Raw genomic sequence first — 25,588 nt, forward strand, 5'->3', positions numbered from 1 at the left:
GGGATGACTCGAAGCCCAGCCGTTCTCTGCGGATAGCCGATCTGTCGCTCAGGTCTCGGGACGCGAGGGACAAGCGCGACCCAGGCCATGCCGACGATCTCCGGTCGGACGAGTCGAGCGACATCGGTGAGCCACTGGCCGCGGTTAGGTCCGCGGGCCGATACTGCGGGTTATGCGTAACCGGACTCTCGCCTGCGTCGTCGCGCACCCAGACGACGACGCGTACGGGGTCGCCGGCAGCGTCGCCCTGTACGCCGATGATCCAGACTTTCGGTTCATCCTGGTTCACGCCACCCTTGGCGAGCTTGGCGACATCCGGGACGGATTCCCGGCCACACGACAGACGCTCGGGTCCATCCGCCAGGCTGAGGACGAAGCCGCGTGGCGCGCACTCGGTCGCGTCCCTGACCGTCACGAATGGTTAGGTCTGCCGGACGGTGGCGTCGCCGATGTTCCCTTCGATGACCTTGTCGCAGCGGTCGCGCGGATCCTTGCGGAGGAGGATCCCGCCGTCGTCGTGACGTTCGGCCCCGACGGCATCTTCGGGCATCCCGACCACATCGCGATCGGTGCAGCCACCGACGAAGCGTTCGCACGCCTGCGATCCGAGGACGGGCCTGGCTTCCAGCGCCTCGCGCACGGCGCGGTGCCGCAGACGGTGTTCGAAAGATGGAACCGCCAACGGGCTGAGCTGGGGCTCTATACCTTCGATCCGACGCAGACGTACCACATGCGCGGAATACCGGACGAGCAGATCCGGATCACCGTGGACTGTCGAGAAGTCGCCAGTCGTACCGTCGCCGGCCTTCGCGAGCACAAGAGCCAACTGCACGTCATGTCCGACGATCCCACCAATACCGTTCAATGGGAGCGGCGCCTGCGGCGGGAGTGGTACACGATCGCGTGGCCTGAGCGCGAACGCGATGCACCGATGCTGACCGACCTCTTCGACGGACTCGACTGACGTCGCGGCGAGTCGAACGACCGGGATGCCGGGCGACGTCTCGCGGGGGAGCGAGGACTCAGCGGGGCGGGAACCGGCTCGGACGACGGCCGCCACTCGCGTCTGAGCAGCCCGTAGACCCACGAGTCAGAGACGTCGCCGTTCACGACGCAGTCTTCCCGCAGCGTCCCTTCACGCACGAACCCGAGCTTCTCCAGCACGCGGGCAGATCCCACGTTGCGTGTGTCGGCCTCAGCCTGGATGCGATTCAGGTCCAGCGTGTCGAATGCCCATCCCAGCAAAGCGCGCGCGGCCTCCGTCGCGTAGCCGTGGCCCCACGCCGCATCGCCGAAGCAGTAGCCCAGCGATGCGCTGCGGTAGTCCGGATTCCACCGGTTCAGGGTGCACCAGCCGATGAACGCCCCGTCGGAGAGACGATCCACGGCCAGCCGCGCCCCGGTGCCCTCCTCTGCCATCTGCCGGCAAGCCGTGATGAACCGCTCGGAGCGCGCGCGTTCGCTCCATGGCGGCGAATCCCAGTAGCGCAACACGTACGCGTTGCTCTGCAGCGCGAAGAGGTCGTCCGCATCCGCGTCGTCGAAGGGACGCAGCCGAAGGCGAGCGGTCTGCAGCGTGGGGCTAGGCAGCGACATGCGGGTCTTGCTCCGTCCGATGTTTGGTTGCCGCTCAACCAAACATCCGATACCTGCCACCCGCAACGGGTTTTCCCGGCGAACGGGCATAAGCGCGTGCCCGAACCGCACCGACCACCCAGCACGCACCCCGTACAGGCAACGGAGGTACGGCGTACGGGGGAGGAGCCAGCAGCAAAGACAATGCGTCTCGCAGCGCGGTTGGGCAGGACTGACGCAATGGCAGAGAGGTTGGCGAATGGTGCTTGAGTTGGTCAAGCGGCCGTATAGCGGGCAATCACGTCCACGCAGCGCCGGAATTGCGCCGGCGAAGCTGGGTTCTTCCAACCGAGCTTTTCGAGTGTCCAGTCGATGGCGAAGGCCGGCGTCAACCCGGCATCGGCCGACTCGGGATCAGCGACCCGCGCGTACCCCCGGCGCACCAGGTCCAATCGGTCATGCAAGGGGTCGCCGGCATCCACCTCCCATTGGGCGAGGTCGTATGCCGGCGAAGCAGGGCCAGCGAACTCCCAGTCGATGACGCCGCTGACCGTCCCGTCGTGAATCAGGAGGTTCTTGGGGCAGAAATCGCCCTGGACGAGCGAGAGCGGGGGAGCCGGACGGGTCGTCACCTCTTGGCGCAGGAAGTCAGCACCGCGCTCGACGACCGCGGCTGCCGCCGGACCGAGTGTCTCCCTGACGATGCGTGCGACCCGGATGACTTCGTGCTCTTCGGGCAACCGCAGCTCGTGCCGGATGCCTCGCTCGTCGTCCGGGACCACGCTGTGCACCCGTGCCAAAATCTCACCGGCGTCCATGACCAACCGCTCGAGATCAGAGGCGGGCAGTTCGCCGATGAGCTGCTCGAGCGAACGGCCCGGCAGGAACTGCTGGATCGAGAAGGACAGCAGCTCGCCGTCGTGATCCAGGTGCTCGAGGCCGAGCACCTGTGCAGTCGGCACGCCTACGGCACGCGCCTGTGCCATAAGGTGCGCCTCGTCGACGAACCACGGCGTAGGCTGACGCGCGATCCGGACGACCACAGCGACATCGCCGGCAAACTCGGCGCGGTAGGTCTCATTCATCCCGCCACCGGCCAGGGGAACGAGGCGCTCAACGCCGTGGCCGCAGACTGACCGCACCACCGAGTCGATGATCGGCCGAGGGGTTGTCACCATCGCCCAAGTCTCGTTCAGCGACCCTGACCGAGCCACCCAATAGAACTGTTTCCCCGGGTTGATCGACTGATGCATCTCGGCATTGGCGTCGCAGGCCGCACGTTGTGCAGGGCGGCCGGAGAGTTGTCCGCCCTCATCCGTGTTGACGTATGACAAGAGTGGTGGGGGAGCGGGGTCGGCTCCCACCGTCGAAGCCCACTCGCGCTGTAACGGTGAAAACTCGATTCGCCATCGTGTGTGGCGTTCTGGGGATCGCTAAGGCGGGGGCGCGGGCAGCTATTTTCGTACTCGAGGCCCTGCCGGTCTGACCGATGAATTTCCGCGCGTGTTGGTCTGTACGCCGAATACCGACTCACGGGAGGCTGACGCCATGCGGAAACTGACCTTTGGCATGAACCTGAGCCTGGACGGCTACATCGCCGCGCCCGGCGACGACCTCGGCTGGAGCGTGCCGAGCGACGAGCTATTCCAGTGGTGGTCCGACCGGGTGGGGGCGACGGGCCTGGCGCTGTACGGGCGCAAACTGTGGGAGACGATGAGCTCCCACTGGCCGACCGCAGACCAGCAGCCTGGCGCCACACCGGCGCAGATCGAGTTCGCCCACCGCTGGCGGGACATGCCGAAGGTGGTGTTCTCCTCGACGATCAGCGCGGTCGACTGGAACGCCCGCCTGGTCACCGGCGACGCTGTCACCGAGATCACCCGGCTCAAGACTGAGGATGGCGGTCCCATGGACGTCGTCGGCGCCACCCTCGCCGCGGCGCCCATGCGGGCCGGGCTGATCGACGAGTACGCGATCGTCACCCACCCGGTCCTGGTGGGCGGCGGCACGCCGTTCTTCACGGCCCTGGACAACTGGGTGAACCTGAACCTGGTGGAGACCCGGACGTTTCCCGACGGCGTGCTCCTGACCAGGTACGAGACCAGGCGCTGAATACCCGGGGTAGTGGACCAGGCCCAGCCGCATTGATTCATCTGACGCAATACGCAGAGTGCTAGTTGACATAATGTCGCTTATCGGACATTCAGGGCAGGGGTTTTCAGGGTGCGGGAAGGGGCGATCTTCCTGCCTGATTCGCCTTGTAGGCAAGGCGTTGGATCTGGTGGTGCGCTGTACTGAGCGTCCGGACGTCGCGCTCTGGTGAACGTCGGTTCTGGTTGCGGGAACTCGGCCGGCAGGGTTCAGCTGGTGGGGTTTGGTGGTCGGATCGCCGCACTGTTGGTGCGAGCACTGTCTGTGACGGATGTAGCGCTCTGGAGTTGTCTGAGCGTCCTTCTGCTGGCCGGATCGTCTGGCGGGCACGACGTCCGCGGCTTAGGTTGCCGCTCTCAGAATCGGCGGGACCCGCATCGTCAATGGCGGGGCCTGCTGACCGGATGAACCGGCGGGCGGGCGATTCGCGCGAGATAAGGACGGCATTCGTACGTCATGGGGTCAGGTCGTTGAGCGGATCCCCCAGGGGGTGCGGTGGACCGCTCCTGGCGAATCCTGTCATGCATAATCACTATTATGCAGCAAAAATAGGGATTTTCCGGATGATGTTGTTGCTTGGAGCAACAACTAGTTGCCTGGTGAGATCGGGCGTCGGAAATTGTCGGTGGCGGCCGATAGAAATCACCTATGAAGGTTCTCGCAGCACAGTCGGCATTCTTCGCTGCCCGCCGGCCGCGGAAGGACTCCCCCCACACCACTGATGCCTACCGCCGCGACCTGGCCGGGATCACCGCGCTGCTCACCGACGTCCCTGAGGAGCTCGATGTGGAAGATCTCACCGCTCAAGCCCTCCGGTCAGCGTTCGGTGCGTTTGCCGACGGCCATGCCAAGAGTTCGGTCCTCCGCGCCTGGTCCACTTGGAACCAGTTCCTCACGTTCTGCGTGTCCGACGGCTTGCTGGCGGGCAATCCGATGGGCGCCGTCGCCAGACCCAAAGCCCCTCCCCTGTCCCCCAAGCCTTTGCGCGGTGAAGACACCCCGGAGAAGCTCCTCACCGCCGCGGCAGGTGGTGCCCGCCAGGCCAGAGATCCTTGGCCCGAGCGCGACGTGCTGGTGATCGCCCTCGGATTGGTGGCCGGCCTCCGCTCCGCCGAAATGCGAAACCTGACCGCTCAATCGCTCGCCGGAAGACCCGGGGAAATGCGATTACACGTGCACGGTAAAGGCAGTCGGGACAGATCGATCCCGGTCCAACCGGTGATGGAGAAAATCATTGATGCGTACGTCGATTCGTGCCGCCGGCGTTTTCCGAAGGAAAGGTTCGGGCGTTCCACACCACTTCTGCTGAACCGGGCGGGTGAGCCGATCGGTCGAGGCGGCCTCGAGTATCTGGTCAAGTCCTGCTACCGATGGGCCGGGCTGCACGACCAGGTCCCGGTCGGCGCGAACCTGCACGCGCTGCGGCACACGTTCGCGACCCGGTTGGCGGAGGATGGCGCGACCGCCTCGGAGATCATGGCGCTCCTCGGACATGCCAGCCTGGCAACCAGTCAGAACTACATCGAGGCCACCGGCCGCGAGCAACGAGCTGCGGCAGCAAGCAATCGCACCTACCGCTCACTCGACAAAGTCCTAGACCCCGCCGGCGCGAGCGAGCCACCCGCCTAGGGCAATAGAACCCATTGTTCAACCGGGCGCAGCCTTGCTGGCGCGAACCACGATCTCAGCTGAGATCGACAGGACGACGCAAAGAAGTGGTGCCGATAAGGAATGGGTCGCCAGCGGCAAACATCGAGTACGGACCGGGCAAGGCGGTCGAGCTTGGGACGACGAGGGTGTCGCCGGGCGTAGCCTGGGGTGGTGCAGTACACCGACTGGGGTGAGCGCGCCGCTCGCTGGTCCGGAATTCGCAGCGAGACCGTCGATGTGCACGGCATGAAGGTGCACTACCTGGTGACTGATCAGGCGCGGACGCCGGAAGTGCCGGTTCACCTGCTCGTTCCCAGCCCGGCAATAGCGCCTCGAACTGGCTCGATGTACTCGCGGAACTGCGACCCCACGCGAACGCTGTCGCGGTAGACCTGCCCGGTACGATCGCCGGCCACACCGCGCTGCCGAACCGGCGCGCGGCGAGCATCGAAGCCAACGCGCTGTTCCTGCGCGATTTCGCTGACGCACTCGAGCTGGATCGGGTCGTGGTTCACGGCTGGTCGGCGGGCGGCATGATTGCGTTGCTGTTCGCCGACCAAGCACCTGAACGGGTTGACGGGCTCGTGTTGGTGGCGCCGGCACTTGCTCCCCCTCTGAGCGACGGCGAGGCGCGCAGGTGGCAGACCCTTGGCAGGGTGGGGTTGGCCATCGTCGCACCGGTCGCCCTGGTGCTGCTCCGCGTGTCGGGGCGGCGCATCCTCGCTGCGAAGCTGCGGGTACTGGACGATCCCGCGTCGATTGCGGGCAGCAGGTGGAATACGGGCGGTGACCTGTCGAGGATGTCGCCGGAAATCGCCGGTCTCATGCGGGACGAGATGTCGGCGGTGGAGGCGACGCGGTTGGGCAGCGCGGTCACGGTGTATGCCTCGCTGATGTCGCGGATGTTCGTCCGCCGGCGACTCGTGCTCGACGCGATGCACCGGGTCGCGGCGCCGACTCTCCTTGTCTGGGGCGATGAGGATCGCCTCACTCCCCGCACGTCGATCGATGACTGGACGGCGCAGCGGCCCGACTGGAACCTGGTGGTCCTCCACCGCGTGGGTCACGCGCCGCCGTTCGAAGTCCCCGCCGATTACGCTCGCACGGTCATCGACTGGTCTGATCGAACCAAAAGCTAAGCCAGCCAGCGGTCGAGGTTGGCGGCGACGAAGTCGTCGTCGCGCAGGTGCGGGTACGCCGCCCAGATCCGGTCGATCTCGTCCAGCTGTCCCACCGACAAGTCCTCGGCCGGGTCGAGGCACCAGCGTCCTTCGAGCAGTCCCTGCCGCCGCAACACCTCGTGGATGCCCGGGACACAGCCGTGGAAGTCGTTCGCGACGTCGAACACCGCGGAGTTCGCATCGGTCAGCTCCGACTCGACCGCCAGGAGCCGGCGCAGGGCGTCGTCGTCACCGGAGCGGGCGAGTTCGGCCTCGTTGAGCATCTCGACCGCACCGCGCACCCAGACCGACCATTGGCCGAGCAATCCGCCGACGAACGATAGGTCGACCGCACCCGGAGAGCGGTACGACGAAATCAGGTCGAGCACGATGTGGTCGTCGTTCCCGGTGTACAACGCGACGTCGTCGGCCCGACCCGACTCCCGGACGCCGAGGATGACGTCGAGCGTCGCGTAGCGGTTGAACGGCGCCACCTTGATGCCCGCGACACAGTCGAGCGCGGCCAGCTGACGCCAGAAGTCCCGCGAGAGCACTCGCCCGCCGACCGCCGGCTGCAGGTAGAACCCGATCACCGGAAGGACTTCGCCGACGACGCGGGCACGCTCCAGCAGAGCGTCCTCGCTGTGCTCCCCCGCGTCGTACGGACTGAGCAGCGCGAGGTGATAGCCCAGTCCAGCCGCCAGCTCAGCCTCCTCGACCGCCTGCGATGTCGGCCCGGTGAGACCGGCGACGAGGATCGGCGAGTCGTCGGGGTACTCGCGGGCCACCTCCGCGGCGAGCTCGAGAACCGGGGAAAGCAGGCCCCGCTCGGGCTCATGCAGGGCGAACTGGGTCGTGTGAACCGCGACCGCCAATCCCCCTGCTCCTGCTTCCAGGTAATAACGACTAAGCGCCCGCTGCCGTCGCTCGTCGAGGCGCCGGTCCGCGTCGATGGCCAAGGGATGTGCCGGGATGACGCAGCCGGTGCGGAAACGTTTGAGGGCCTCGTCCATCAGAACCTGCCGTCGCGCCGCTGGAACTTGGTCGGTTTGTCGTGGCGTGGCAGGCCGGCGCTGACCCAGGCCGCGACATCCCCGACCATCGCGCCCAGCGTCTCGTCCGGATAGCCGAAGAGCCGGTGGCACTCTGAGGCGTTCGAGAGCAGGGCGGTGGGCAGCTCCGCGCCGGTGATGACGGGTTCCCGGTCGAAGATCTGTCCGAAGCGCTGAGCGATCTGGCGAACCGAGATGGTCTCCGGTCCGGTCACGTTGAGAACGAACGGCGGGCTCGCGGCGTGGTGGAGGGCGCGCAGCGTCACCTCGTTGGCGTAGCCCTGCCAGACGACGTTGGCATGACCTGTTGTCACGTCGACAGGCTCGCCGTGCCAGACCGAGGAGGCGATGTCGAGCAGTACGCCGTACCGCATCTCCACCGCGTAGTTGAGCCGGATCAAGGCGATGGGGGTTCCCTGCCGATCGCTGGCGTCGGCCAGGATTCGTTCCCGTCCGAGGCAGGACATCGCGTACTCCCCCACCGGCTCGAGGGGCGAGGTCTCGATGGCGCCACCGCTGCCTACCGGCACGAACGGGTAGACGTTGCCGGTCGACAGCGCGACGATGCGCGAGTCCGGGAACCGGCTTGCGACCCTGCCGGGTAGGTAGGTGTTCGTGGCCCAGGTCGCGTGCTCCCGGCCTGCGGTGCCGAACTTCGCGCCGACGAGATACACCACGTTGGCCGCCTCCGGTACTGCGGTCAGCTCGGCGTCGGAGGAGATGTCGGCGACATGCACCTCAGCGCCCGCCAACCGGAGGGAATCGGCGAGGCCGGATTCGGTGAACCGCGAGACCGCGATGACCTTTGTCGTTGTGCCGGCGGCCTCGATCGCGCGCAGCGCCAGCCGAACCAGGCTCGGACCGAGCTTGCCGCCCGCCCCCAGGACGACGATGTCACCTTCGAGCTTGCCGAGGTCCGCCACGAGTTGCGGGCGCGGGAGGGACAGTCGCTCCTCGAGCTCAGCCACGGTTCGCACGCATGCTCCTGCCCTGGTAGGTCAATACCGGGCGACCGTAACTCCCATTATGGCTGTCCGTCAATGCGGGGCGACTCAACGAGGCGGCGAAGAATTCGAGCGGCGATCGGAGTCGATTACGCCGATTCGCAGGATTCGGGCCCTAATATAGGTGCATGATTCTGTCACTAGCGGCCAGCCGAAATCGCTGATCATGCCTTCCGCACCCGAGGAGGTCACGGTCGGTGTCGTCGGCGCCGAGCAGATCGTGCACCGGACGATGGCGCTGGCGCGCGAGCTCGACAACCCGTCCCTGCGGCTCGTCACCGCGGTGTACGACGACGAGCACGACGCGCATGCTCAGGCGAGCCGGATCGCGTCTCGTGTCGACGTCTACCTGTTCGCCGGGCCACTCCCCTACGACATGGCCGTTGCCGCGGGTCAGCTGCCCGTTCCGGCGACCTACGTGCCGTCTGGCGGGCCCGCGTTCTTCTCGACGCTGCTGCGCGGTGTGCTCGAGGACGTCTTCGACCCGAAGCGGATCAGCGTCGACACCATCACGAAGCGCGAGCTCCATCATGCGTACGAGGAGATCGGTCTTAGCGCCTCCGGCGTCCGGCTGATGGAGTACGGCGGTCCCGAGGCGGCGGACAAGTTCTTCGACTTCCACCGCAAGCTGTACGAGCGTGGGAAGACCACTGGTGCCGTGACCACGGTCCCCAGCGTCGAGGCCGCGTTACGCAAGGCGGATATCCCGACTCTGAGGATGGCGCCGTCGGCGATGACGATCCGCCACGCCCTGAGCACCGCGATCCTGATGGGCAGCGGCGCCAAGCTCGAGGAATCGCGAATCGTCACGATGATCGTGCGGGTGCCGGGCTCCGCGCTGCCGGCGCATGCGAGCCCGAGCAACTACTGGTACCAGGAGCTCAAGCTGTCGCTGCATCGAGAGCTGCTGCGTGAGGCCAGGCCGATGGACGCGGCCGTGATTCCGCGGGACGAGCACAGCTTCCTGATCGTCACGACCATGGGTTCCTTGCGCATGGCAACGGATGATCTCTCGATGGCGCCATTCCTCGGCCGGATCCACAAGGAGCTCGGCATCCTGCTGGAGATCGGCATCGGGCTGGGGCGGTCGACTCGCGAGGCGGAGGTGAACGCCCAATCCGCCGTCGACAAGGCAGCAGCGGACGGCGGGCGCACCGCTTTCATCGTCGGACCGCGGGACACGGTGTTGCAGATGCCCGGCGATCGCTCGCACGTTTCCGAGCGGTCGACCTCGACACCGGACTCCAAGGGCGCTCAGGTCCTCGCGCGTCTCGCCGAGCGCCTGGACGAGCTCGGCGACACCGAACGCGTCGTCGACGCCGAGAAGGTCGCTGAGCTGCTCGGTGTGACGTTGCGGACCGCTCGCCGGACGCTCCACACGCTGGTCGACGAGGGGCTCGCCTGGCCGATGCCGCCGTCACACTCGAGCAAGGTCGGTCGTCCCCCGCGTCCGTATCAGCTGCTGATCGAGAAGCTCCCGCGCTGAGCGATTGCGGCCTCGCCGTAATCCCTATTTGGTCCTTGCCAAATTCCCTGCTGGTGCGGCAGGGTGGCTGAACGCCGCACACAGCAGGAGGGTCTCGTGCCAGCACGAAACGCAGTGGCGGTCGTCGTCGACGACGCCGCGATCCAGCGTGCCCAAGAGGCGGGGGCGGACGCCTGGTGGATCTATGTCACCGAAGTGCTCGGCCATCTCAGACTGCCTTTTCGGTCATTGACCCCTGATGAGGCCACGAGCCCGCCCGACGACGTGGCCGTCCTGGTCTTCGCGGGGACGCCCACGCTCGACCCGGCCGCGGTCGCTGAGCTCGAGCGATGGGTGCGCGCCGGCGGGGCACTCATCGTCGTCGGCGATCCGGGACCACTCGCGTCCATCGCGGGTGTCACGTCAGCGGGCGCCGTCGACGACGGACAGGTGACGATCGCCGATAGCCCGGTCTGGTCATCGCGTCCGGACGTCGCCCTGCATGCCGTCGGCGGTGTCCGGCTGACGACGCGCGAGGATGTCGACGTACTCGCTCAGTGGGATCCCACCGATGACGTCGGCGCGCAACCGGCCGCCGTACTTCGCAAGCTGGGCACGGGCCTCGCGATGACCCTCGGCGTCGACGTCTGGCAGAGCATCGTCCGCATCCAGCAGGGGTACGCCGTCGTGGCGGACGGCAAGCCCGCGGCCGACGGAACCGCGCCCATCGACGACGGCATCCTCAAGTGCGAGGACGGTATGGCGCTCAGCTTCGAGCGCGACCGGGCCATGCCGCCCGGTGAGCCTGAGCTGACGGCGCCGTTCGAGCATTCGTATCCCCCGCCCGCCGCCGTGCCGATGTTCGACCAGCCGTACGCCGACCTCTGGCGGTCGGTGTTCTTGCAGTGTGTGTGGTGGGCCGCTGAACAGGCCGACGCCGTCGTGCCCTGGCTCGGCTACTGGCCGGCGGGAGTCGCGGCCGTGGCTCACATGTCGCACGACTCGGACGGCAACGTCGACGAGCACGGTCAGGCGGCCCTCGACTCCTTCGCCGAAGCGGATGTCAAAGTCACCTGGTGCCACGTGTTCCCCGGCGGATACTCGCCTTCGACGGTCGCGGCCATCACCGCGGGCGGGCATGAGCACGCGTTGCACTACAACGCGATGGGTGACGCCGATCTCGCCGAGTGGGGATGGCCGCAGATCCGTGCGCAGTATGCCTGGGCCCAGGCCGTGACCGGCACCGACGAGATCGTGTCGAACAAGAACCACTACACCCGCTGGGAGGGCTGGACCGAGTTCTACACCTGGTGCGAGCGACTCGGCGTCCAGATTGACGAGTCGCGCGGGCCCAGCAAGCATGGCAGTGTCGGCTTTCTGTTCGGCACCGCCCATGTCTCGTTCCCGATCGCCGACGCGTCGGAGGGCAACCGGTTCTTCGACGTACTCAACCTCCCGCTGCACACCCAGGACCTCGCTTGGGCCGGGCATGAGTCGATTCGCGACGTGATCCTCGATGGGGCTGAGGCCGTCCACGGAGTCGCCCACTTCCTGTTCCACGGGCCGCATCTGCACCTGCGTCCGCCAACGCGCGCGGCGTGTGTCGCGTTGGCCCATGAGGCGCGCCGGCGGGGCATGCCGTGGTGGACGAGCGCCCAGATCAACAGCTGGGAGCGACGTCGTCGCGGTGTCACGCTGTCCGCGGCGGCCATCGAGGACGGCTGGGCCATGCGGGCGCAGGCGTCTGACCCGGTTCAGGCCGCGTCGGTGCTGCTGTCGCTGCCGGGCCTAGGCGCGGATTCGAAGCCGGTGCTCCACGATGGCAAGGGATCAGCGCGCGTGGTCGCCAGGCATGGACGCCATTTCGTCGAGCTCGAGGTGGATATCGTTGCCGGTGACAACGACTGGCGCGTGACGCTATCCCGCTGACCTTCAGCGGCTGGTGAACGCGGTGTGCACCTTGCGCAAGGCCGCCGCGATGTCGGCCACGTCATCGGCCGTATAGCGCTCGTTCCAGGAGATCACCAGCAGCCCGCCGCCAATGATCAGCTCCTCCGCTCGCGGGCATAGGCCGGCGACGTAGCGCGGGGCCGTCGGCATGCTCAACGGGAAGCCCGAGTCGCCGTACGTGCGTAGCTCGGTGAAGAGCGGCGTGAGATACAGCGGCCGCTGGATGTACCCGCCACTGGCCGGGATGCCCTCGGCCACAAGCGCCTCGGCGTAGCCGTGCCCGTTGTCTCCGGCCAGCGACTCGTCGATGAAGACTGGAAACTGCCAGTACGACGTACCGTCGGGCGGTGCGGCAGTCAGACCGGGCAACGGCGCGATGGCCGCGGTCAGAGCATCCGCGCTCTTGCGGCGATCCTCGACCACCCCGGCCAGCTTGCCGAGCTGGGCGCGCGCGACGGCCGCCTGCAGCTCGGTCATCCGGTAGTTGAGCCCGAGGAACAGGTGCGTGCGCTCATCGGTGTCACGCGGCCAGGCCTTGTCGGCGAACAGCCGTGCCCGGCGAGCCAACGCGTTGTCGGCGGTGATGGTGATCCCGCCATCGCCGGCCGTGATGTGCTTGGACTGCTGCAGGCTGAAGCAGCCGATATGCCCAACAGTGCCGGCCAACGCGCCGTCTGGTGCGCAGCGCGTGAGGTAGGCCTGTGCACAGTCCTCGATCAGTACGACGCCGTGGGCGTCGGCGATCTGACGCAACTCGGCGACGGGCGCCGGGATGCCGAAGAGATGGACGACGATGATCGCCTTCGTCCGCGCCGTGATCCGCGCGCGGACCGACGCCGGGTCGAGGTTGCCGGTCAGCGGGTCTACGTCGGCGAAGACCGGGATCGCATTCTGCGCGAGGATCGGCAGCACGGTACCCGCGTCGGACAGGCAGGTCGTGATGATCTCGTCGCCGGGGTCGGGATCGACGGCCGCGACCGCCAGGTGAATCGCCGACGTGCCGGACGACGACGCCACCGCATGCGGCACTCCGTAGTAGTCCGCGAACTCCTGCTCGAACTCGGCCGTCTCGGTGCCCACTGTGCTGTTGAGCTTTCCGCTGCGGACCACTCTCGTGACGGCGGCCACCTCCTCGTCGCCGAGGGTGCGGCCGGCCGGACCACTCACGCTCGGGAACGGCTGGGTCCGAACCGGCGGTCCGCCGGCGAGGGCGAGCGATGCAGGTGACTTCGGCACGAGAGAACCTCCAGCTCGACGTACGGCCCATGCTATCGACCGGCAAGTATTTCTCCACTAACGTAATCCAGAATCCGGCTGACCGAAATAGTGCGAGGTGTCGAATATGCCCGCGGAATCCAACGTCCTGGCGATCAACGGAGGTACGCCCGCACTGCCGGCCGACGACCCGGTCCCGGAGTGGCCGACGTACGACGACTCGGAGGAGAAGGCGCTGCTCGACGTCCTCCGATCGAGGAAGTGGGGAAGCACCCATGGCGATGTCGTCGCTACCTTCGAGCGGGAGTTCGCCGCCTACCACCAGGCCGCTCACGGCACCTGCCTGACGAACGGGACGCTCGCGATCGCAGCGGCGTTGCGTGCCGCCGGGGTCGGCATCGGCGACGAGGTCATCGTGCCGCCGTACACGTTCATCGCGACGGCTGCCGCTCCCTGTTCGTGGGCGCGGTCCCCGTCTTCGCCGACATCGACCCCGGCACGCATCTGCTCGACCCGGACGCCGCCGAGGCCGCGGTCACCGAGCGGACGAAGGCGGTCGTCCCCGTCCACCTCGCTGGCCGGCCCGCCGATATGGACGCGTTCCTCGCGCTCGGCGCGCGTTATGACGTGGCGGTGATCGAGGACGCCGCGCAGGCCATCGGGGCGGCGTACAAAGGGCGCCCGGTCGGCGCGATCGGTGACCTCGGCACGTTCAGCTTCCAGAGCAGCAAGAACATGACCGCCGGCGAGGGCGGCGCCGTTCTCACCAACGACGAGGATCTCGCGGCTGCGGTGTACTCCCTCGTCAACGTCGGCCGGGTCCGCGGCGGTGGCTGGTACCAGCACGAGTCGGTCGGCTACAACCTGCGTCTCACGGAGTTCCAGGCCGCGATCCTCCGCGCCCAGCTCGCGCGCCATTCCCAGCAGCAGGAGGTACGGGAGCGCAACGCGGCTCTGCTGACGAAGCTCCTAGGCAACGTGGTGTCACTGGCCCCCGACGATCCAGCTGTGACCGCACATGGCCGACACCTCTACCTGATGCGCATACCGGCGCTGGCTGCACCCGGACGACGTGACGCCGCTCTGCGTGCGCTCGCAGCCGAAGGCGTTGCAGAGGTATCCGGCGGGTACGTGCCCCTGCATCGCAACACGGCTCTCACCACCGAGGCGAGGGCCATCGCCGATCGGCTGGGGCAGCCGTACCCGCAGAGCGAGTGTCCCAACGCGGACGCCGTGTCGAAGGACACCATCTGGCTGGCGCAGACGTCGTTGCTCGGCACAGAGCAGCGGACGCGGGGCATCGCGGCCGCCATCGCCAAGGTCGTGTCCAGCCTGGCGGGCTAGGGGTCCCGGCGTACTGGCAGCACCGCGGCGAGGAGCTGCTTGGTGTAGTCCTGCTTCGGGTTGGTGAACAGCTCCTCGGTCCCGCTCTCCTCAACGATGCGGCCCTTGTGCATCACCGCGACACGATCGGCAAGTCGCTCGACCACCGCGAGGTTGTGCGAGATGAACAGGCAGGTGAGACCGAGCTTCTCGCGGAGGTCCATGAACAGCTCGAGGATCTGCGCCTGGATCGAGACGTCGAGCGACGACGTCGGTTCGTCGCACACCAGCAGGTCGGGGTCGAGTGCCAGCGCTCGTGCGATCGCGATCCGTTGCTGTTGCCCACCGGAGAACTGCCGCGGGTACAGATCGACGTGCCGCGGGTTGATCCCGACCAGCTCGAGCAACTCCAGGCCCTTGGCCCGGCGCGAGGCCTTGTCACCCCGTCCGTGCAGCCGCAGGGGCTCCATGACGTTGCCGATCGCGGTGAAGTGCGGGAGCAGCGAGCCGTACGGGTTCTGGAAGACCATCTGCAAACGGGGCCGCACCGACCGCAGCTCCCGCGCTGGGATCGCCGCGAGATCGCGGCCGCCGAACAGCACCCGCCCGCTCGTACACGGCTGAAGGCCCATGACGATCCGCGCCATGGTCGACTTCCCGCTACCGCTCTCACCAACCAGACCGAGGGTCTCACCCCGTCGTACGTCGAGTGAGACGCCGTCGACGGCGCGCACCTCACCCGCACGGGTCGCGAAGACCTTGGTGACATTCTCAACGCGGACGAGCACTTCAGACATCGGCGGCCGCCTTCCAGCACGCTGCCTGGCGGCCGGGGCCGATGGTCAGGATGTCCTGCTCGGTGTGGCATCTCGGCCGCTCGGCCCGTGCACACCGTGGTTGGAAGGAGCACCCCTCTGGGCGGCGCGCGAGGTCCGGAGGGCTGCCCGGGATGGGGGCGAGCGGCCGGCCTCGTCCACCGACCTCGACGCTCGATCCGACGAGTCCGACGGTGTAGGGATGGAGCGGCAGATCGAGGAGCTCGCGGGTCGGGGCCTGCTCGACGACTCGTCCGGCGTACATGACGACGGCGTCGTCGCAGAAGTAGCGGGCGACGCCGAGGTCATGCGTGATCATGATGATGCCGGTGCCGCGCTCCTTCAAGCCGGCCAGCAGATCGAGGATCTGCCGCTGCACCGTCACGTCGACCGCGGTGGTGGGCTCGTCGGCGATCAGCAGAGCGGGCTCGGTCACCATCGCCATCGCGATCATCGCCCGCTGCCGCATACCGCCGGAAAGCTGGAACGGGTAGGTCCGGATGCGCTTCTCGGGCTCGGGGATGCCGACATCGCCGAGTGCTCGCACCGCCCGCTTGCCGGCTTCCGCCTTGGTGCAGAGGCCGTGCCAGAGCAGGTGTTCGGTGAGCTGACGCTCGAGCGTCAGGGTCGGGTTCATGGCCTCCATCGCACTCTGGAAGACCATGCCGATCTCGCGCCCGCGGATGCGACGCATGTCCTTCTCGCTGAGGGCCAGCAGATCCCGCCCGCCGAATCGGGCCTCGCCACTGGTCACTCGCGCGGTCTTCGGCAGCACTCGCATGACGCTGCGGACGGTGACGCTCTTGCCGCTGCCGCTCTCCCCGACGATGGCCAATGCCTGACCGGGGTGTACCTCGAAGGTCACCCCGTCGACGGCGGTGAGAACCTCGCCGTCGCGCTGGAACGTGGTGCGCAGGTCGCGCACGCTGAGCAGCACGTCGGTCATCTTTGCTCTCCGCTCGAGTCGAACGCGTCCCGCAGGCCGTCGCCGATCCACGTGAATGCGAGCAGGGTCAGGGCGAACAGCACGGCGGGGACGACCAGCATGTGCGGTGCCGCCAGGAGATACCGGCTGCCTTCGCTGATCATCGCTCCCCAGGACGGTGTCGGGGGCTGTACGCCGAGCCCGAGTAGGGCCAGGCCGGCCTCGGCGGCGATGGCGGCGGGAATGGCGAAGCTCGTGGTGACGAGGATCGGACCGATCGCGTTGGGCAGGATGTAGCGGACGGCGATCGTCGGCCCCTTCGCGCCCATCGACCGGGCCGCCTCGACGTACTCGCGCTGCTTGAGCGTCAGCACCTGCGCGCGCACCAGCCGCGCCTGCGTGACCCACGACGCGATGCCGATGGCAACGACCAGCGCGAAGATGCTTCGGCCGAGCACGGTCACCATCACGACGGCGAACAGGTAGCTGGGAAAGGCGTACATCACGTCGGTGCACGCCATCAACGCCTGCTCGACCCGTCCGCCCAGGTACCCGGCGGCCAGGCCGATGATCAGCGCCAGCGTGAGTGCGGTCAGCTCAGCGCCGAAGGCGACCGTCAAGGCGGTGCGCAACCCGTAGATGAGCCTGCTGAGGATGTCGCGACCCAGCAGATCCGTGCCCAGCAGGTGACCGTCGGAGCCAGGCCCGACGAGCTTGTTCGCGATATCGGTCTCGCCATAGCCGTACGGCGCGATCAGTGGTGCCGCGAGGGCGGTGACGACCAGCAGTACGGCGAAGATCAGGCTGCCGAACGCCAGTCGGTGTTGTCGGAACCGGGCCCAGGCACGAGCCCGCGGCCCCCGGGCCCTTGCGACCTCTGCGGCCTCAATGTCCGTGATGGGATCCACCTCCTGCGGCACGAATGCGGGGATCGAGGACGCCGTACAGCAGATCGACAACCAGGTTCGTGACCATCAGGATGAGCGCGAAGAACAGCGCCGTACCCATCAGCAACGGCATGTCCCGGCTCGCGGCAGCATTGGCGAAGTAGAGGCCGAGTCCCGGGATTCGCAACAACGCCTCGACGAAGACCGTGCCGGTCATCAGGGCCGCCAACAACGGGCCGACCACGGTGACCAACGGGATCAGGGAGTTGCGCAGCACGTGCCGGACGATCACGGTACGACGCGGACCGCCTTTGGCCAGGGCCGCGGTGACGTACTCCTCCCGCAAGGTCTCGAGCATGCTCGAACGCACGTACCGAGCCAGTACGGCTGCCGGACCGAGGCTCAGGGCCAGCACCGGGAGGATGAGGTTGGCCGGGCCGCTCCAGCCTCCGGACGGCAGCCACTTCAACGTGGCGGAGAACAGCAGGATCAAGAACGCCGCGGTGAGATAGCTGGGTAGTGCGTGGCCGAGCGTGACCAGGAACATCGTGCCGTGGTCCGTCTTGGAGTTGTGCTTCAGCGCCGTGAACACACCGATGGGTACGGCGATCAGCAACGCCAGGACAACCGCGATCAGGGCCAGCGTGGCCGACACCGGGAAGGCCTCGGCGATGATGTCCTGCACGTCACGACTCGCGTACTTGTAGGAGGGACCGAAGTCCCAGACGACCGCACCCTTCATGAAGATGAAGTACTGCTTCCAGACCGGTACGTCGTCGCCGTAGCGCGACGCGAGTTCGCCAGCCAGCGCCTCGGTACCGACGCCGCCGAAGTTGGTCGCTCCGCTGTTCACCCGCTGCAAGTCCGCGAAGTTGCCGGGCGCGAGCTGGAGCAGAGTGAAGGTCAGAACCGAGACCGCGAGCAGCGACAAGATCAACCGGGCGACCCGTTTGCCGAGGTACGCGGCCAGACGCACGCTCAGCTCCTTACACCCATCGGCTTGAAGTAGAAGTAGTCAGGGTAGGCGCGAAGTTGCAGACCTTCGACTGTTGGCTTGACCGCGTGGAACACGCTCTGCCAGAGCACTGGGACGTAGAGATACTCTTCCTCCCGCAGCTTCGCCGCCTGCTTGTACAGGGCCATGCGGGCGGCGTCATCCGGCTCCGCGGCCGCCTTCTTCACCAGGGCGGCCATCTCCTTCGCCCCCGATGAGGCCTGTGCGTCCAAGATGGCCTGAAGCTGCGCGGACTTCTCTGCCGGCTTGAGGTTCTTGTTCTCCTGGATGCCCTGGTACTTCTGCCACTGGTCACTCGGCAGGCTGAACTCCTGGACGTTCTTGGGCGACCAGAGCGATCCCACCATCGTCGGCCAGGTCGGGAGTCCGGCGAACGTGCCGTAGTAGTAGCCGATGTAGTCGCCCTTCTGGACCTTCCAGCGCCGCTCGACGTACACACCGGATTCGACGTGATCGAGAGTCGCCTTGATGCCCAGCTGGGTGGTCCAGGTGTCGACGATCGCGTCCGCGAGCGTGGTGTCGGTGGCGCCGATGAGGATGCGCACCGGCGGCAGCCCTCGACCGTCGGGGTACCCGGCCGCGGCGAGCAGGGCCTTCGCCTCGGCGACGTTCTCCTTGACCGCGAAGCTGTCGTCCCAGCCGGCGGTCCGGCTGGTGACGAGCGTGACGCCGGGTTGCATACCGGGTTGTACGCCGGCGAGGGTCTTCCGGCCCAGCGCCAGCGAGAGGGCCTTGCGGACCCGGACGTCGTCCAATGCCTTGTGCTCGCTGCGCAGCTTGGCCAGATAGATCGTGCTGTAGTTCTCCGTCTGCTTCAGTTCCTTCGACAGAGCCGGGTCGTTCTGGAAACGCCGGACGTCGGCGCCGGCGACCTCGGTGAGGTTGGTCTCGCCGTTCTCATAGGCCACGGTCGCCGTCGCTGCCGCACTCGGCTCGACCAGGTTGACCCGGATGCGGCCGAGCTTGACCTTGTCGCGGTCCCAGTAGTTCTCGTTGGGCACCAGGATCAGTCGCGAGTTAGCCACCCATTCGGTCACGGTGAATGGCCCGTTGGACACGAAGTTCGGCGGGTTCTGCCAATCCTTCGGCTTGCTCTCGACGAGGCTCATCGGCAGCGGCAGCAGAGCCGGGTGGGTCAGTGCGAGCAGGAAGTCGGGGTTGGGGTAGGCGAGCGTCAGCACGAGTTCGTGGTCGCCGGTTGCCTTGACTCCGACCTGTGCCCAGTCCGTCAGTACGCCGGACAGGAACTCCTCCGCACCCTTCATCCCGGTCGACGCCTGGTAGCTGTTGGCGCCGAGGGTCGTGCCGCCGGCAGACGTCGCCGCGGGGGTGAAGAGCCGCTTGTAGGAACGTTCGAAATCCGATGCCACAACCGGCTCGCCATTGGACCATTTGGCGTTGTCCCGCAGCGTGAAGGTGTAGGTGAGCCGGTCGTCAGAGAGCTTCCACTCCTTGGCGACAGCGGGTACGACGTCGTCGCCCTTCTCGTTCTGGGAGACCAGGCCCTCCGAGATCCCGCGGCACAGGAGCCACATGCCGTTCGTGATGACCTGGGGATCGAGAACCTCGACGGGCACGTAGTCGATCGTGAGCTGCTGTTGACCGTCGGCGGCCTTGTCGTCGCTGCCGAACAGTCCGCAGCCGGCCAGCGACCAGCTCCCGCCCAAAGCCAGAGCGGTCAGACCGGACGTACGCAGGAAGTCTCGCCGGGTCTGGCCGACTTGTGGGACCGCACTCGTAGTCACGCGCTTGCTCATCCGCGGGTGCCGCCCTTTCTGACGTCCTGAATTCGACTTATGGTCGTGACCGTAGGACGCGGGCGGCGCGCTGTCAACGACCCAGAGCTAGTTGCAAGTTGCTGCAGGACGCCCGCTCAGGGGCACGCGAACGACTAGAGCGGGCCGATTTCGGGTAGCACTATTGCGGCCGCTCGCCTGTCCTAAATGAGGTCCACCGGTGCGCGCAGGACGGGGCACTCATCACCCGTCCCGGGACATAAAAAAGGGGAAAGAGGCACCTACCTCTTTCCACTCTCAACTTATAGCGCACCCCTGGGCTTGCCGCAAGCCCCTCTTCGTACCGGAGAATCATCGGCCGAAGCCGAAATCTACGGAAATGAGAGTCACGAAAAATGCGGGTGTTGTTGTCGACGTATGGGTCGCGCGGGGACGTCGAACCGATGGTGGGACTCGCGTTTCGGTTGCGGGAGCTCGGCGCGGAGGTGCGGGTGTGCGCGCCGCCGGACAAGGAGTTCGAGGGGCTGCTGGCCGGTATCGGCGTACCGCTGGTGCCAGTCGGTCCGTCAGCGCGTGCGCTGACCAAGGAGGCGCCACCGGCGTCATCCATCTCCCAGCGGGCGGCCGAGTTGGTCGCCAACCAGGTGGATGTGGTCACCGCGGCCGCCGAAGGATGTGACGCCATGGTGGTGACCGGCATGTTGCCGACCGCGGCCGCCGCGCTGTCGGTCGCCGAGAAGCTGGGCATCCGGTCTGTGTCCGTGACCTTCCAGCAGCTCACCCTGCCGTCGCCGCAACGTCGGCCGCTGGCGTACCCGGGCCGGCCGCTGCCAAAGGATGTGGCCGACAACCGCGTGCTGTGGGAGATGGATGCCGAGAGCATCAACACGCTGTTCGGTGAGGGGCTCAACACCAGCCGGGCGTCGATCGGCCTGCCCCCGGTGGACAGCGTTCGCGAGTACGTCATCGGCGACCAGCCGTGGCTCGCGACCGATCCGACCCTGGACCCATTGACCGACATGCCGGACTTCGACGTCGTACAGACCGGCGCGTGGATCCTGCCGGACGAGCGCCCACTCGCGGCGGACCTGGTGGCGTTCCTGGAGGCCGGCGAACCACCGGTGTACGTCGGCTTCGGCAGCATGGCGATGCACGCATCGGCGGACGTCGCCCAGGTGGCCATCGAGGCGATCCGGGCGCAGGGTCGTCGCGCGATCGTCCGGCGTGGTTGGGCCGACCTGGCCTTGATTGATGACCGGGATGACTGCTTCGTCGTCGGCGAGGTCAACCAGCAGGCGCTGTTCGGCCGCGTCGCCGCCGTCGTACATCACGGCGGTGCGGGCACCACGACGACCGCCACCCGGGCCGGCGCGCCCCAGGTCGTCGTACCTCAGATCGCCGATCAGCCGTATTGGGCCGCGCGGGTCGCCGACTTGGGCATCGGCGCGGCGCACGACGGCCCGACTCCGACCTTCGAATCCCTGTCAGTCGCGCTCAAGACGGCCCTGACCCCCGAGACCCGCACGCGAGCGACCGCCGTCGCCGCCACGATCCGAACCGACGGTGCCGCAGTGGCCGCGAAGCTGCTGCTCGATTGGAGCTGCTGAAGTGAACCCCTTGACCACTAGCGCGTTCAACCTTCCCGACCACCTCTCCCCCAAGGCCGACCCGGCGCTGATCACCGGCGACGAGCAGCACTTCGCGGCCATCGCGGAGAGCCTCGAGCGCTCGATCGCCGAACTGTCCGACCGCCTCGACGCCGCACGCAAAGCGCCTGGCGGCTCGGGCCAGGAGGCGCTCGACCGGGACATGGAGATCCACCGGCTGACGTCTCGTTTGCGCGCACTACGTCGTTTCGGCCTCGACCTGTGCCTCGGACACATCGTCAGCGCGGACGACTCCGAGCCCCTGTACGTCGGACGACTCGGTCTGACCGACAGCGAAGGTCGTCGGCTGCTGATCGACTGGCGTTCCCCCGCGGCCGAGCCGTTCTTCGGCGCGACCCACGCCAACCCGATGGGCCTGGCCAGCCGCCGTCGGTATCGCTGGACCCGCGGCCGGATCAGCGACTACTGGGACGAGGTGTTCACGTCGGACGGCTTCGAAGGGCACGCCGCCGCCCTCGACGACCAGTCCGCCTTCATCTCCAGCCTCGGCAGCAACCGGTCGGACCGGATGCGCGACGTGCTCGGCACCATCCAGGCCGACCAGGACGCGATCATCCGTGCGGGTTCGCGTGGCGCACTCGTCGTCGATGGCGGTCCGGGTACGGGCAAGACGGTCGTCGCGCTGCACCGCACGGCGTACCTCCTGTATTCCGATCCGCGCCTCGGTCACGACCGGGGTGGCGTGCTGTTCGTCGGTCCGCACCAGCCGTACCTGGCCTATGTCTCCGACGTTCTGCCCAGCCTCGGCGAGGAAGGCGTGCAGACCTGCACCCTGCGGGACCTCCTCCCCGAGGGAGCCACGGCACCGAACGAACCCAATCCGGACGTGGCCCGGCTGAAGTCGTCCGCGGACATGGTGAAAGCGATCGAACCGGCCGTGAAGCTGTACGAGGAGGCGCCCACCAAGGGCATGACGGTCGAGACCCACTGGTCCGACATCAGGCTCAGCCCCACCGACTGGGCCGAGGCGTTCGGATCAGCAGACCCCAGCACTCCGCACAACGAGGCGCGCGACCAGGTCTGGGAAGAACTGCTCACGATCCTGCTGGACAAACACGAGGAGGCGTACGACGACGAGGACGTTTCGCTTGACCTCGTGCGCAAATCCCTTCAGCAGAACGAAGAACTGGTCGACGCGTTCAACAGAGCGTGGCCGCTGATCGAACCGACCGACCTCGTCGGCGATCTCTGGTCCGTGCCCGCCTACCTGCGTATGTGCGCTCCCTGGCTCAGCCCTGAGGAGGTCAAGACGCTGCAGCGCGCGGACCCGCAGGCGTGGACCGTGGCCGACCTGCCGCTGCTGGACGCGGCGCGGCTGCGACTCGGCGACCCGGAGGCCTCACGCCGGAAGCGTCGGCAAAAGGCCGCCGCCGCGATCGAACGCGAACGAATGGCCGACGTCATCGACAACATCATCGCGGCCGATGACGACAACGAAGGCTGGGTGCCAATGCTGCGCGGGCAGGACCTGCAGGGCGCCCTGGTCGACGAGTCCGCTCTTCCCACCTCGGACCCGGACCTGCTCGCGGGCCCGTTCGCGCACATCGTCGTGGACGAGGCTCAGGAATTGACCGACGCGGAGTGGCAGATGCTGCTGCTGCGCTGCCCGTCCCGGAGCTTCACCATCGTCGGGGACCGCGCCCAGGCCCGGCACGGGTTCACGGAGTCGTGGGAGGAGCGGCTCGAGCGGATCGGGCTCGACCGGATCAACCTGGCCTCCTTGAGCATCAACTACCGGACGCCGGAAGAGGTCATGGTGGAGGCCGAGCCCGTCATCCGGGCCGTGCTGCCGGACGCCAACGTGCCGACGTCCATCCGCAGCAGCGACATCCCCGTCGTTCACGGGTCTACCGCGGAGCTGGAGTCGATCCTGGACACCTGGCTCGCCGAGAACACCGACGGGATCGCCTGCGTCATCAGCGTCGATGACGTTGATGACTTTGATGACGACAGGTTTGGTACGACGTCCCGCGTCCGCTCGCTGACCCCGGAACTGTCGAAGGGCCTCGAGTTCGACCTGGTCGTGCTCATCGACCCGGAGACGTTCGGCACAGGCATCGAAGGAGCGGTCGACCGCTACGTCGCGATGACCCGAGCAACCCAGCAACTGGTCATCCTCACCAGCTAGCGCGTGAGCCAGTCGGTCCGCGGCGCCGCGATCTAGGCGCCGCGGACCGCCCTGTCTCGTGCGACCTCCGGCTCCCCCATGAGCTCATGCTGGCCCACCGGTCGGGGCACGCCAGAGTTATTCCTTGACACGAATGTTCGTCGTGGAGAATACTTCTGCGCATGGACGCAATCCTCGCGGCACTGGCCGACCCGGCCCGCTGGCGGCTGGTGAGTCTGCTGGCCGAGCGACCCCGCTCGGTCGGCGTCCTCGCCCAGCTCGCCGAGGCGCGGCAGCCGCAGACGACCAAGCATTTGCAGACCCTCGAACGCGCCGGCATCGTCATCAGCCAGCGCACCGGTCAGCGCCGCATCTACGCGCTCCGGCCCGCTCCCCTGCAGGATCTGGCGGCCGTGCTCAACCAGCTCGCCGGCACCGCGGACCGGATCGGTGGCCCGGGTGCGACGTTCGACCGATACGGGCTCAGCCTCGAGGCAGAGCGGCTCGCCGCGGCGGAGTCGGGGTGGGCCGACGGACGCTCGTTCAGGTTCCAGCGGTCGCTGACGGCGGACGCCGAGCTGGTTTGGCGTCACCTGACCGAGGCCGACCTGCTCGCCCAATGGTGGTCGCCCGACGACCTCCGCGTCTCCGAGCTCGTCTTCGAGCCACGACCGGGTGGGCGAATCCTCCTGGAGTACCGCGACGCCGAAGACGCTGACGGCTCCGACCTGGTCGCCGGGCGTGCGGAGGGCGTCGTCGACGACGCACGGGTGAGTGAGCGCCTTTCCTACTGGCTCTCGCCCGTGCTTCCCGACGGCAGCGTCGCCTTCACCGCCCACGTCGACCTCGGCCTCCGGGCGACCGACACCGGCACTGACCTGGACATCCATTGGCGGCTCACCGACAGCACTGTCGACTCCGCCGACTTCATTGCAGGCATCGAGATCGGCTTCGGCCAAAGCCTCGACAAACTCGCGGCGACGCTCGCCGCCACCCAGACAAGGACCTCGAAATGACGCAGGCAACGGCCGCCGAGTCGTCGCCAACATCGCCCTCTCGCTCGATGGCCACTACGACGGGCCAGGCAATCCCACGAACATGGCCTGGGTGATGCCGTACGCCATCACTGATGTCGCCCGCGACCACATGACCAGCCTCCGGGAGTCGGCGACGACGGCCCTGCTCGGGCGGGTCAACGCCGAGGGCTTCCTCGGTTTCTGGCCCACCGTCATCGACATGGAGGGCGCCGACGCGCGCGACGTGGGCTTCGCGAAGTGGCTCGTCGACACCGACAAGGTGGTCTTCTCGTCAACTCTCGGCGAGGCTCCGTGGCAGCGTACGACGATCGTCGACAGGCCGGCCGCCGAGGTGGTCGCGGACCTCAAGGCGACCGAAGGCGGCGACATTCTCGTGCTCTCCAGTGCGAGCGTCATCAAGGCGCTGCTGGCGTCCGACCAGATCGACCGGCTGGCGATCACGCTCTTCCCGGTCTTCCTCGGCGGCGGCCCGCGCCTCTTCGACGACGGTCTGCCCGCCGGTCAATGGACGCTCGCCAGCCAGGCCGCGGGCGACCACGGCACTCTGGCCCTCGTCTACGACCGCGTCCGCTGAGGCCTGGGCCTGCGACCAGGCTCGCCAATTCGTCCGAATGGCTTCCACATGTCGAAGCCATTCGGACGACCTCCATTGCAGGGGGCGCTTGCTCTTGTTGGTCGATGCGAACACGTCTATGATCCGCCAAAGCCCAGAATTCTGACTTCAGCAGTAACCGCCCATAGTCGAAGCGCTTCGACTGTTAATCGACGGCCGGTCTGTCCGGCCGTTTCCTTCGCATGCCCGCACGGTATGGATTCACGTGCTTCCGACACCTTGAGACAGGAAGTGAGGCAAT

General features: G+C 67.3%; 22 protein-coding genes and 1 pseudogene. 13 read left to right on the plus strand and 10 right to left on the minus strand.

Translation table 11 applies throughout. The features are described from left to right. Positions 1–172 precede the first annotated feature (172 nt). The gene (locus OG394_RS06980) at positions 173–964 is read left to right on the plus strand and encodes a PIG-L deacetylase family protein (protein WP_328994136.1); all 792 of its coding nucleotides are present in this window, start codon (positions 173–175) and stop codon (positions 962–964) included. Here OG394_RS06980 and OG394_RS06985 read toward each other — a convergent pair. After that, a complete protein-coding gene (locus OG394_RS06985; RefSeq protein WP_328994138.1) occupies positions 862–1,596 on the minus strand; it encodes a GNAT family N-acetyltransferase in 735 nt (244 codons plus the stop codon). The genes OG394_RS06980 and OG394_RS06985 overlap by 103 nt on opposite strands. A gap of 254 nt (positions 1,597–1,850) precedes the next feature. After that, a complete protein-coding gene (locus tag OG394_RS06990; protein WP_328994139.1) occupies positions 1,851–2,753 on the minus strand; it encodes a phosphotransferase family protein in 903 nt (300 codons plus the stop codon). Positions 2,754–3,123: 370 nt separating this feature from the next. On the opposite strand from OG394_RS06990, the gene OG394_RS06995 reads away from it, so the two are divergent. The 4 genes from OG394_RS06995 to OG394_RS07010 all read left to right on the plus strand — a co-directional run bounded on the left by OG394_RS06995 (position 3,124) and on the right by OG394_RS07010 (position 6,515). Beyond that, positions 3,124–3,687, plus strand: coding sequence for a dihydrofolate reductase family protein (locus OG394_RS06995; RefSeq protein WP_328994141.1), 564 nt, complete (start codon positions 3,124–3,126; stop codon positions 3,685–3,687). 687 nt (positions 3,688–4,374) lie between these two features. Further along, positions 4,375–5,355 carry a tyrosine-type recombinase/integrase gene (locus OG394_RS07000; protein ID WP_328994143.1) on the plus strand — a complete coding sequence of 327 codons (981 nt, stop codon included), beginning with the start codon at positions 4,375–4,377 and terminating at the stop codon, positions 5,353–5,355. A 192-nt stretch (positions 5,356–5,547) separates the two neighbouring features. Then, on the plus strand, positions 5,548–5,766 hold the full coding sequence (locus OG394_RS07005; protein WP_328994144.1) for a hypothetical protein: 219 nt from the start codon (positions 5,548–5,550) through the stop codon (positions 5,764–5,766). After that, positions 5,736–6,515 carry an alpha/beta fold hydrolase gene (locus OG394_RS07010; RefSeq protein WP_328996809.1) on the plus strand — a complete coding sequence of 260 codons (780 nt, stop codon included), beginning with the start codon at positions 5,736–5,738 and terminating at the stop codon, positions 6,513–6,515. The genes OG394_RS07005 and OG394_RS07010 overlap by 31 nt, the downstream gene beginning before the upstream one ends. Here OG394_RS07010 and OG394_RS07015 read toward each other — a convergent pair. Both OG394_RS07015 and OG394_RS07020 read right to left on the minus strand, forming a co-directional pair. After that, positions 6,512–7,549, minus strand: a complete 1,038-nt coding sequence (locus OG394_RS07015) for a dihydrodipicolinate synthase family protein (protein ID WP_328994146.1) — start codon at positions 7,547–7,549, stop codon at positions 6,512–6,514. The two genes, OG394_RS07010 and OG394_RS07015, sit on opposite strands and share 4 nt — an antisense overlap. Continuing rightward, positions 7,549–8,565, minus strand: coding sequence for an NAD-dependent epimerase/dehydratase family protein (locus OG394_RS07020; RefSeq protein WP_328994147.1), 1,017 nt, complete (start codon positions 8,563–8,565; stop codon positions 7,549–7,551). Before OG394_RS07020 ends, OG394_RS07015 begins: the two co-directional genes overlap by 1 nt. Positions 8,566–8,758: 193 nt before the next feature. On the opposite strand from OG394_RS07020, the gene OG394_RS07025 reads away from it, so the two are divergent. Beyond that, positions 8,759–10,078 carry a hypothetical protein gene (locus OG394_RS07025; protein WP_328994148.1) on the plus strand — a complete coding sequence of 440 codons (1,320 nt, stop codon included), beginning with the start codon at positions 8,759–8,761 and terminating at the stop codon, positions 10,076–10,078. Positions 10,079–10,174: 96 nt separating this feature from the next. Further along, on the plus strand, positions 10,175–11,986 hold the full coding sequence (locus tag OG394_RS07030; protein ID WP_328994150.1) for a hypothetical protein: 1,812 nt from the start codon (positions 10,175–10,177) through the stop codon (positions 11,984–11,986). A gap of 3 nt (positions 11,987–11,989) precedes the next feature. On the opposite strand, the gene OG394_RS07035 is transcribed toward OG394_RS07030, so the two are convergent. Further along, complete coding sequence (locus OG394_RS07035; RefSeq protein WP_328994151.1) at positions 11,990–13,243, minus strand: DegT/DnrJ/EryC1/StrS family aminotransferase; 1,254 nt, start codon at positions 13,241–13,243, stop codon at positions 11,990–11,992. 106 nt (positions 13,244–13,349) lie between these two features. Between OG394_RS07035 and OG394_RS07040 the strand changes: the two are divergent. Beyond that, a pseudogene (locus tag OG394_RS07040) lies at positions 13,350–13,613 on the plus strand (DegT/DnrJ/EryC1/StrS family aminotransferase); the annotation flags it as partial. Positions 13,614–13,681: 68 nt separating this feature from the next. After that, entirely contained in the window at positions 13,682–14,566 is an 885-nt protein-coding gene (locus OG394_RS07045; RefSeq protein WP_328994152.1) for a DegT/DnrJ/EryC1/StrS family aminotransferase, read from the plus strand. Here the strand turns inward: OG394_RS07045 and OG394_RS07050 are convergent. The 5 genes from OG394_RS07050 to OG394_RS07070 are packed head-to-tail and all read right to left on the minus strand — an operon-like array spanning position 14,563 to position 19,932. Further along, on the minus strand, positions 14,563–15,342 hold the full coding sequence (locus OG394_RS07050) for an ATP-binding cassette domain-containing protein (RefSeq protein ID WP_328994153.1): 780 nt from the start codon (positions 15,340–15,342) through the stop codon (positions 14,563–14,565). The genes OG394_RS07045 and OG394_RS07050 overlap by 4 nt on opposite strands. Next, the gene (locus tag OG394_RS07055; RefSeq protein ID WP_328994154.1) at positions 15,335–16,306 is read right to left on the minus strand and encodes an ABC transporter ATP-binding protein; all 972 of its coding nucleotides are present in this window, start codon (positions 16,304–16,306) and stop codon (positions 15,335–15,337) included. Before OG394_RS07055 ends, OG394_RS07050 begins: the two co-directional genes overlap by 8 nt. After that, positions 16,303–17,193: an ABC transporter permease gene (locus OG394_RS07060; RefSeq protein ID WP_328994156.1), complete on the minus strand. Its 891-nt coding sequence runs from the start codon at positions 17,191–17,193 to the stop codon at positions 16,303–16,305. Before OG394_RS07060 ends, OG394_RS07055 begins: the two co-directional genes overlap by 4 nt. Continuing rightward, the gene (locus tag OG394_RS07065; protein WP_328994157.1) at positions 17,171–18,148 is read right to left on the minus strand and encodes an ABC transporter permease; all 978 of its coding nucleotides are present in this window, start codon (positions 18,146–18,148) and stop codon (positions 17,171–17,173) included. The genes OG394_RS07060 and OG394_RS07065 overlap by 23 nt, the downstream gene beginning before the upstream one ends. 2 nt (positions 18,149–18,150) lie before the next feature. Next, a complete protein-coding gene (locus tag OG394_RS07070; protein WP_328994158.1) occupies positions 18,151–19,932 on the minus strand; it encodes a peptide ABC transporter substrate-binding protein in 1,782 nt (593 codons plus the stop codon). Positions 19,933–20,318: 386 nt separating this feature from the next. Here OG394_RS07070 and OG394_RS07075 point away from each other — a divergent pair, with 386 nt between their 5' ends. From OG394_RS07075 to OG394_RS07090, 4 genes are all read left to right on the plus strand, one after another. Continuing rightward, a complete protein-coding gene (locus tag OG394_RS07075) occupies positions 20,319–21,530 on the plus strand; it encodes a glycosyltransferase (RefSeq protein WP_328994160.1) in 1,212 nt (403 codons plus the stop codon). A 1-nt stretch (position 21,531) separates the two neighbouring features. Continuing rightward, the gene (gene helR / locus OG394_RS07080; RefSeq protein WP_328994161.1) at positions 21,532–23,718 is read left to right on the plus strand and encodes an RNA polymerase recycling motor ATPase HelR; all 2,187 of its coding nucleotides are present in this window, start codon (positions 21,532–21,534) and stop codon (positions 23,716–23,718) included. Between the two features lie 161 nt (positions 23,719–23,879). Further along, positions 23,880–24,713 (plus strand): metalloregulator ArsR/SmtB family transcription factor, encoded by an 834-nt coding sequence (locus OG394_RS07085; RefSeq protein ID WP_328994162.1) that lies wholly within the window; start codon positions 23,880–23,882, stop codon positions 24,711–24,713. Beyond that, on the plus strand, positions 24,628–25,308 hold the full coding sequence (locus tag OG394_RS07090; RefSeq protein ID WP_328994164.1) for a dihydrofolate reductase family protein: 681 nt from the start codon (positions 24,628–24,630) through the stop codon (positions 25,306–25,308). Before OG394_RS07085 ends, OG394_RS07090 begins: the two co-directional genes overlap by 86 nt. The last annotated feature ends 280 nt before the right edge of the window (positions 25,309–25,588 follow it).

The sequence above is a fragment of the Kribbella sp. NBC_01245 genome (assembly GCF_036226525.1).
Classification (GTDB): Bacteria; Actinomycetota; Actinomycetes; order Propionibacteriales; family Kribbellaceae; genus Kribbella.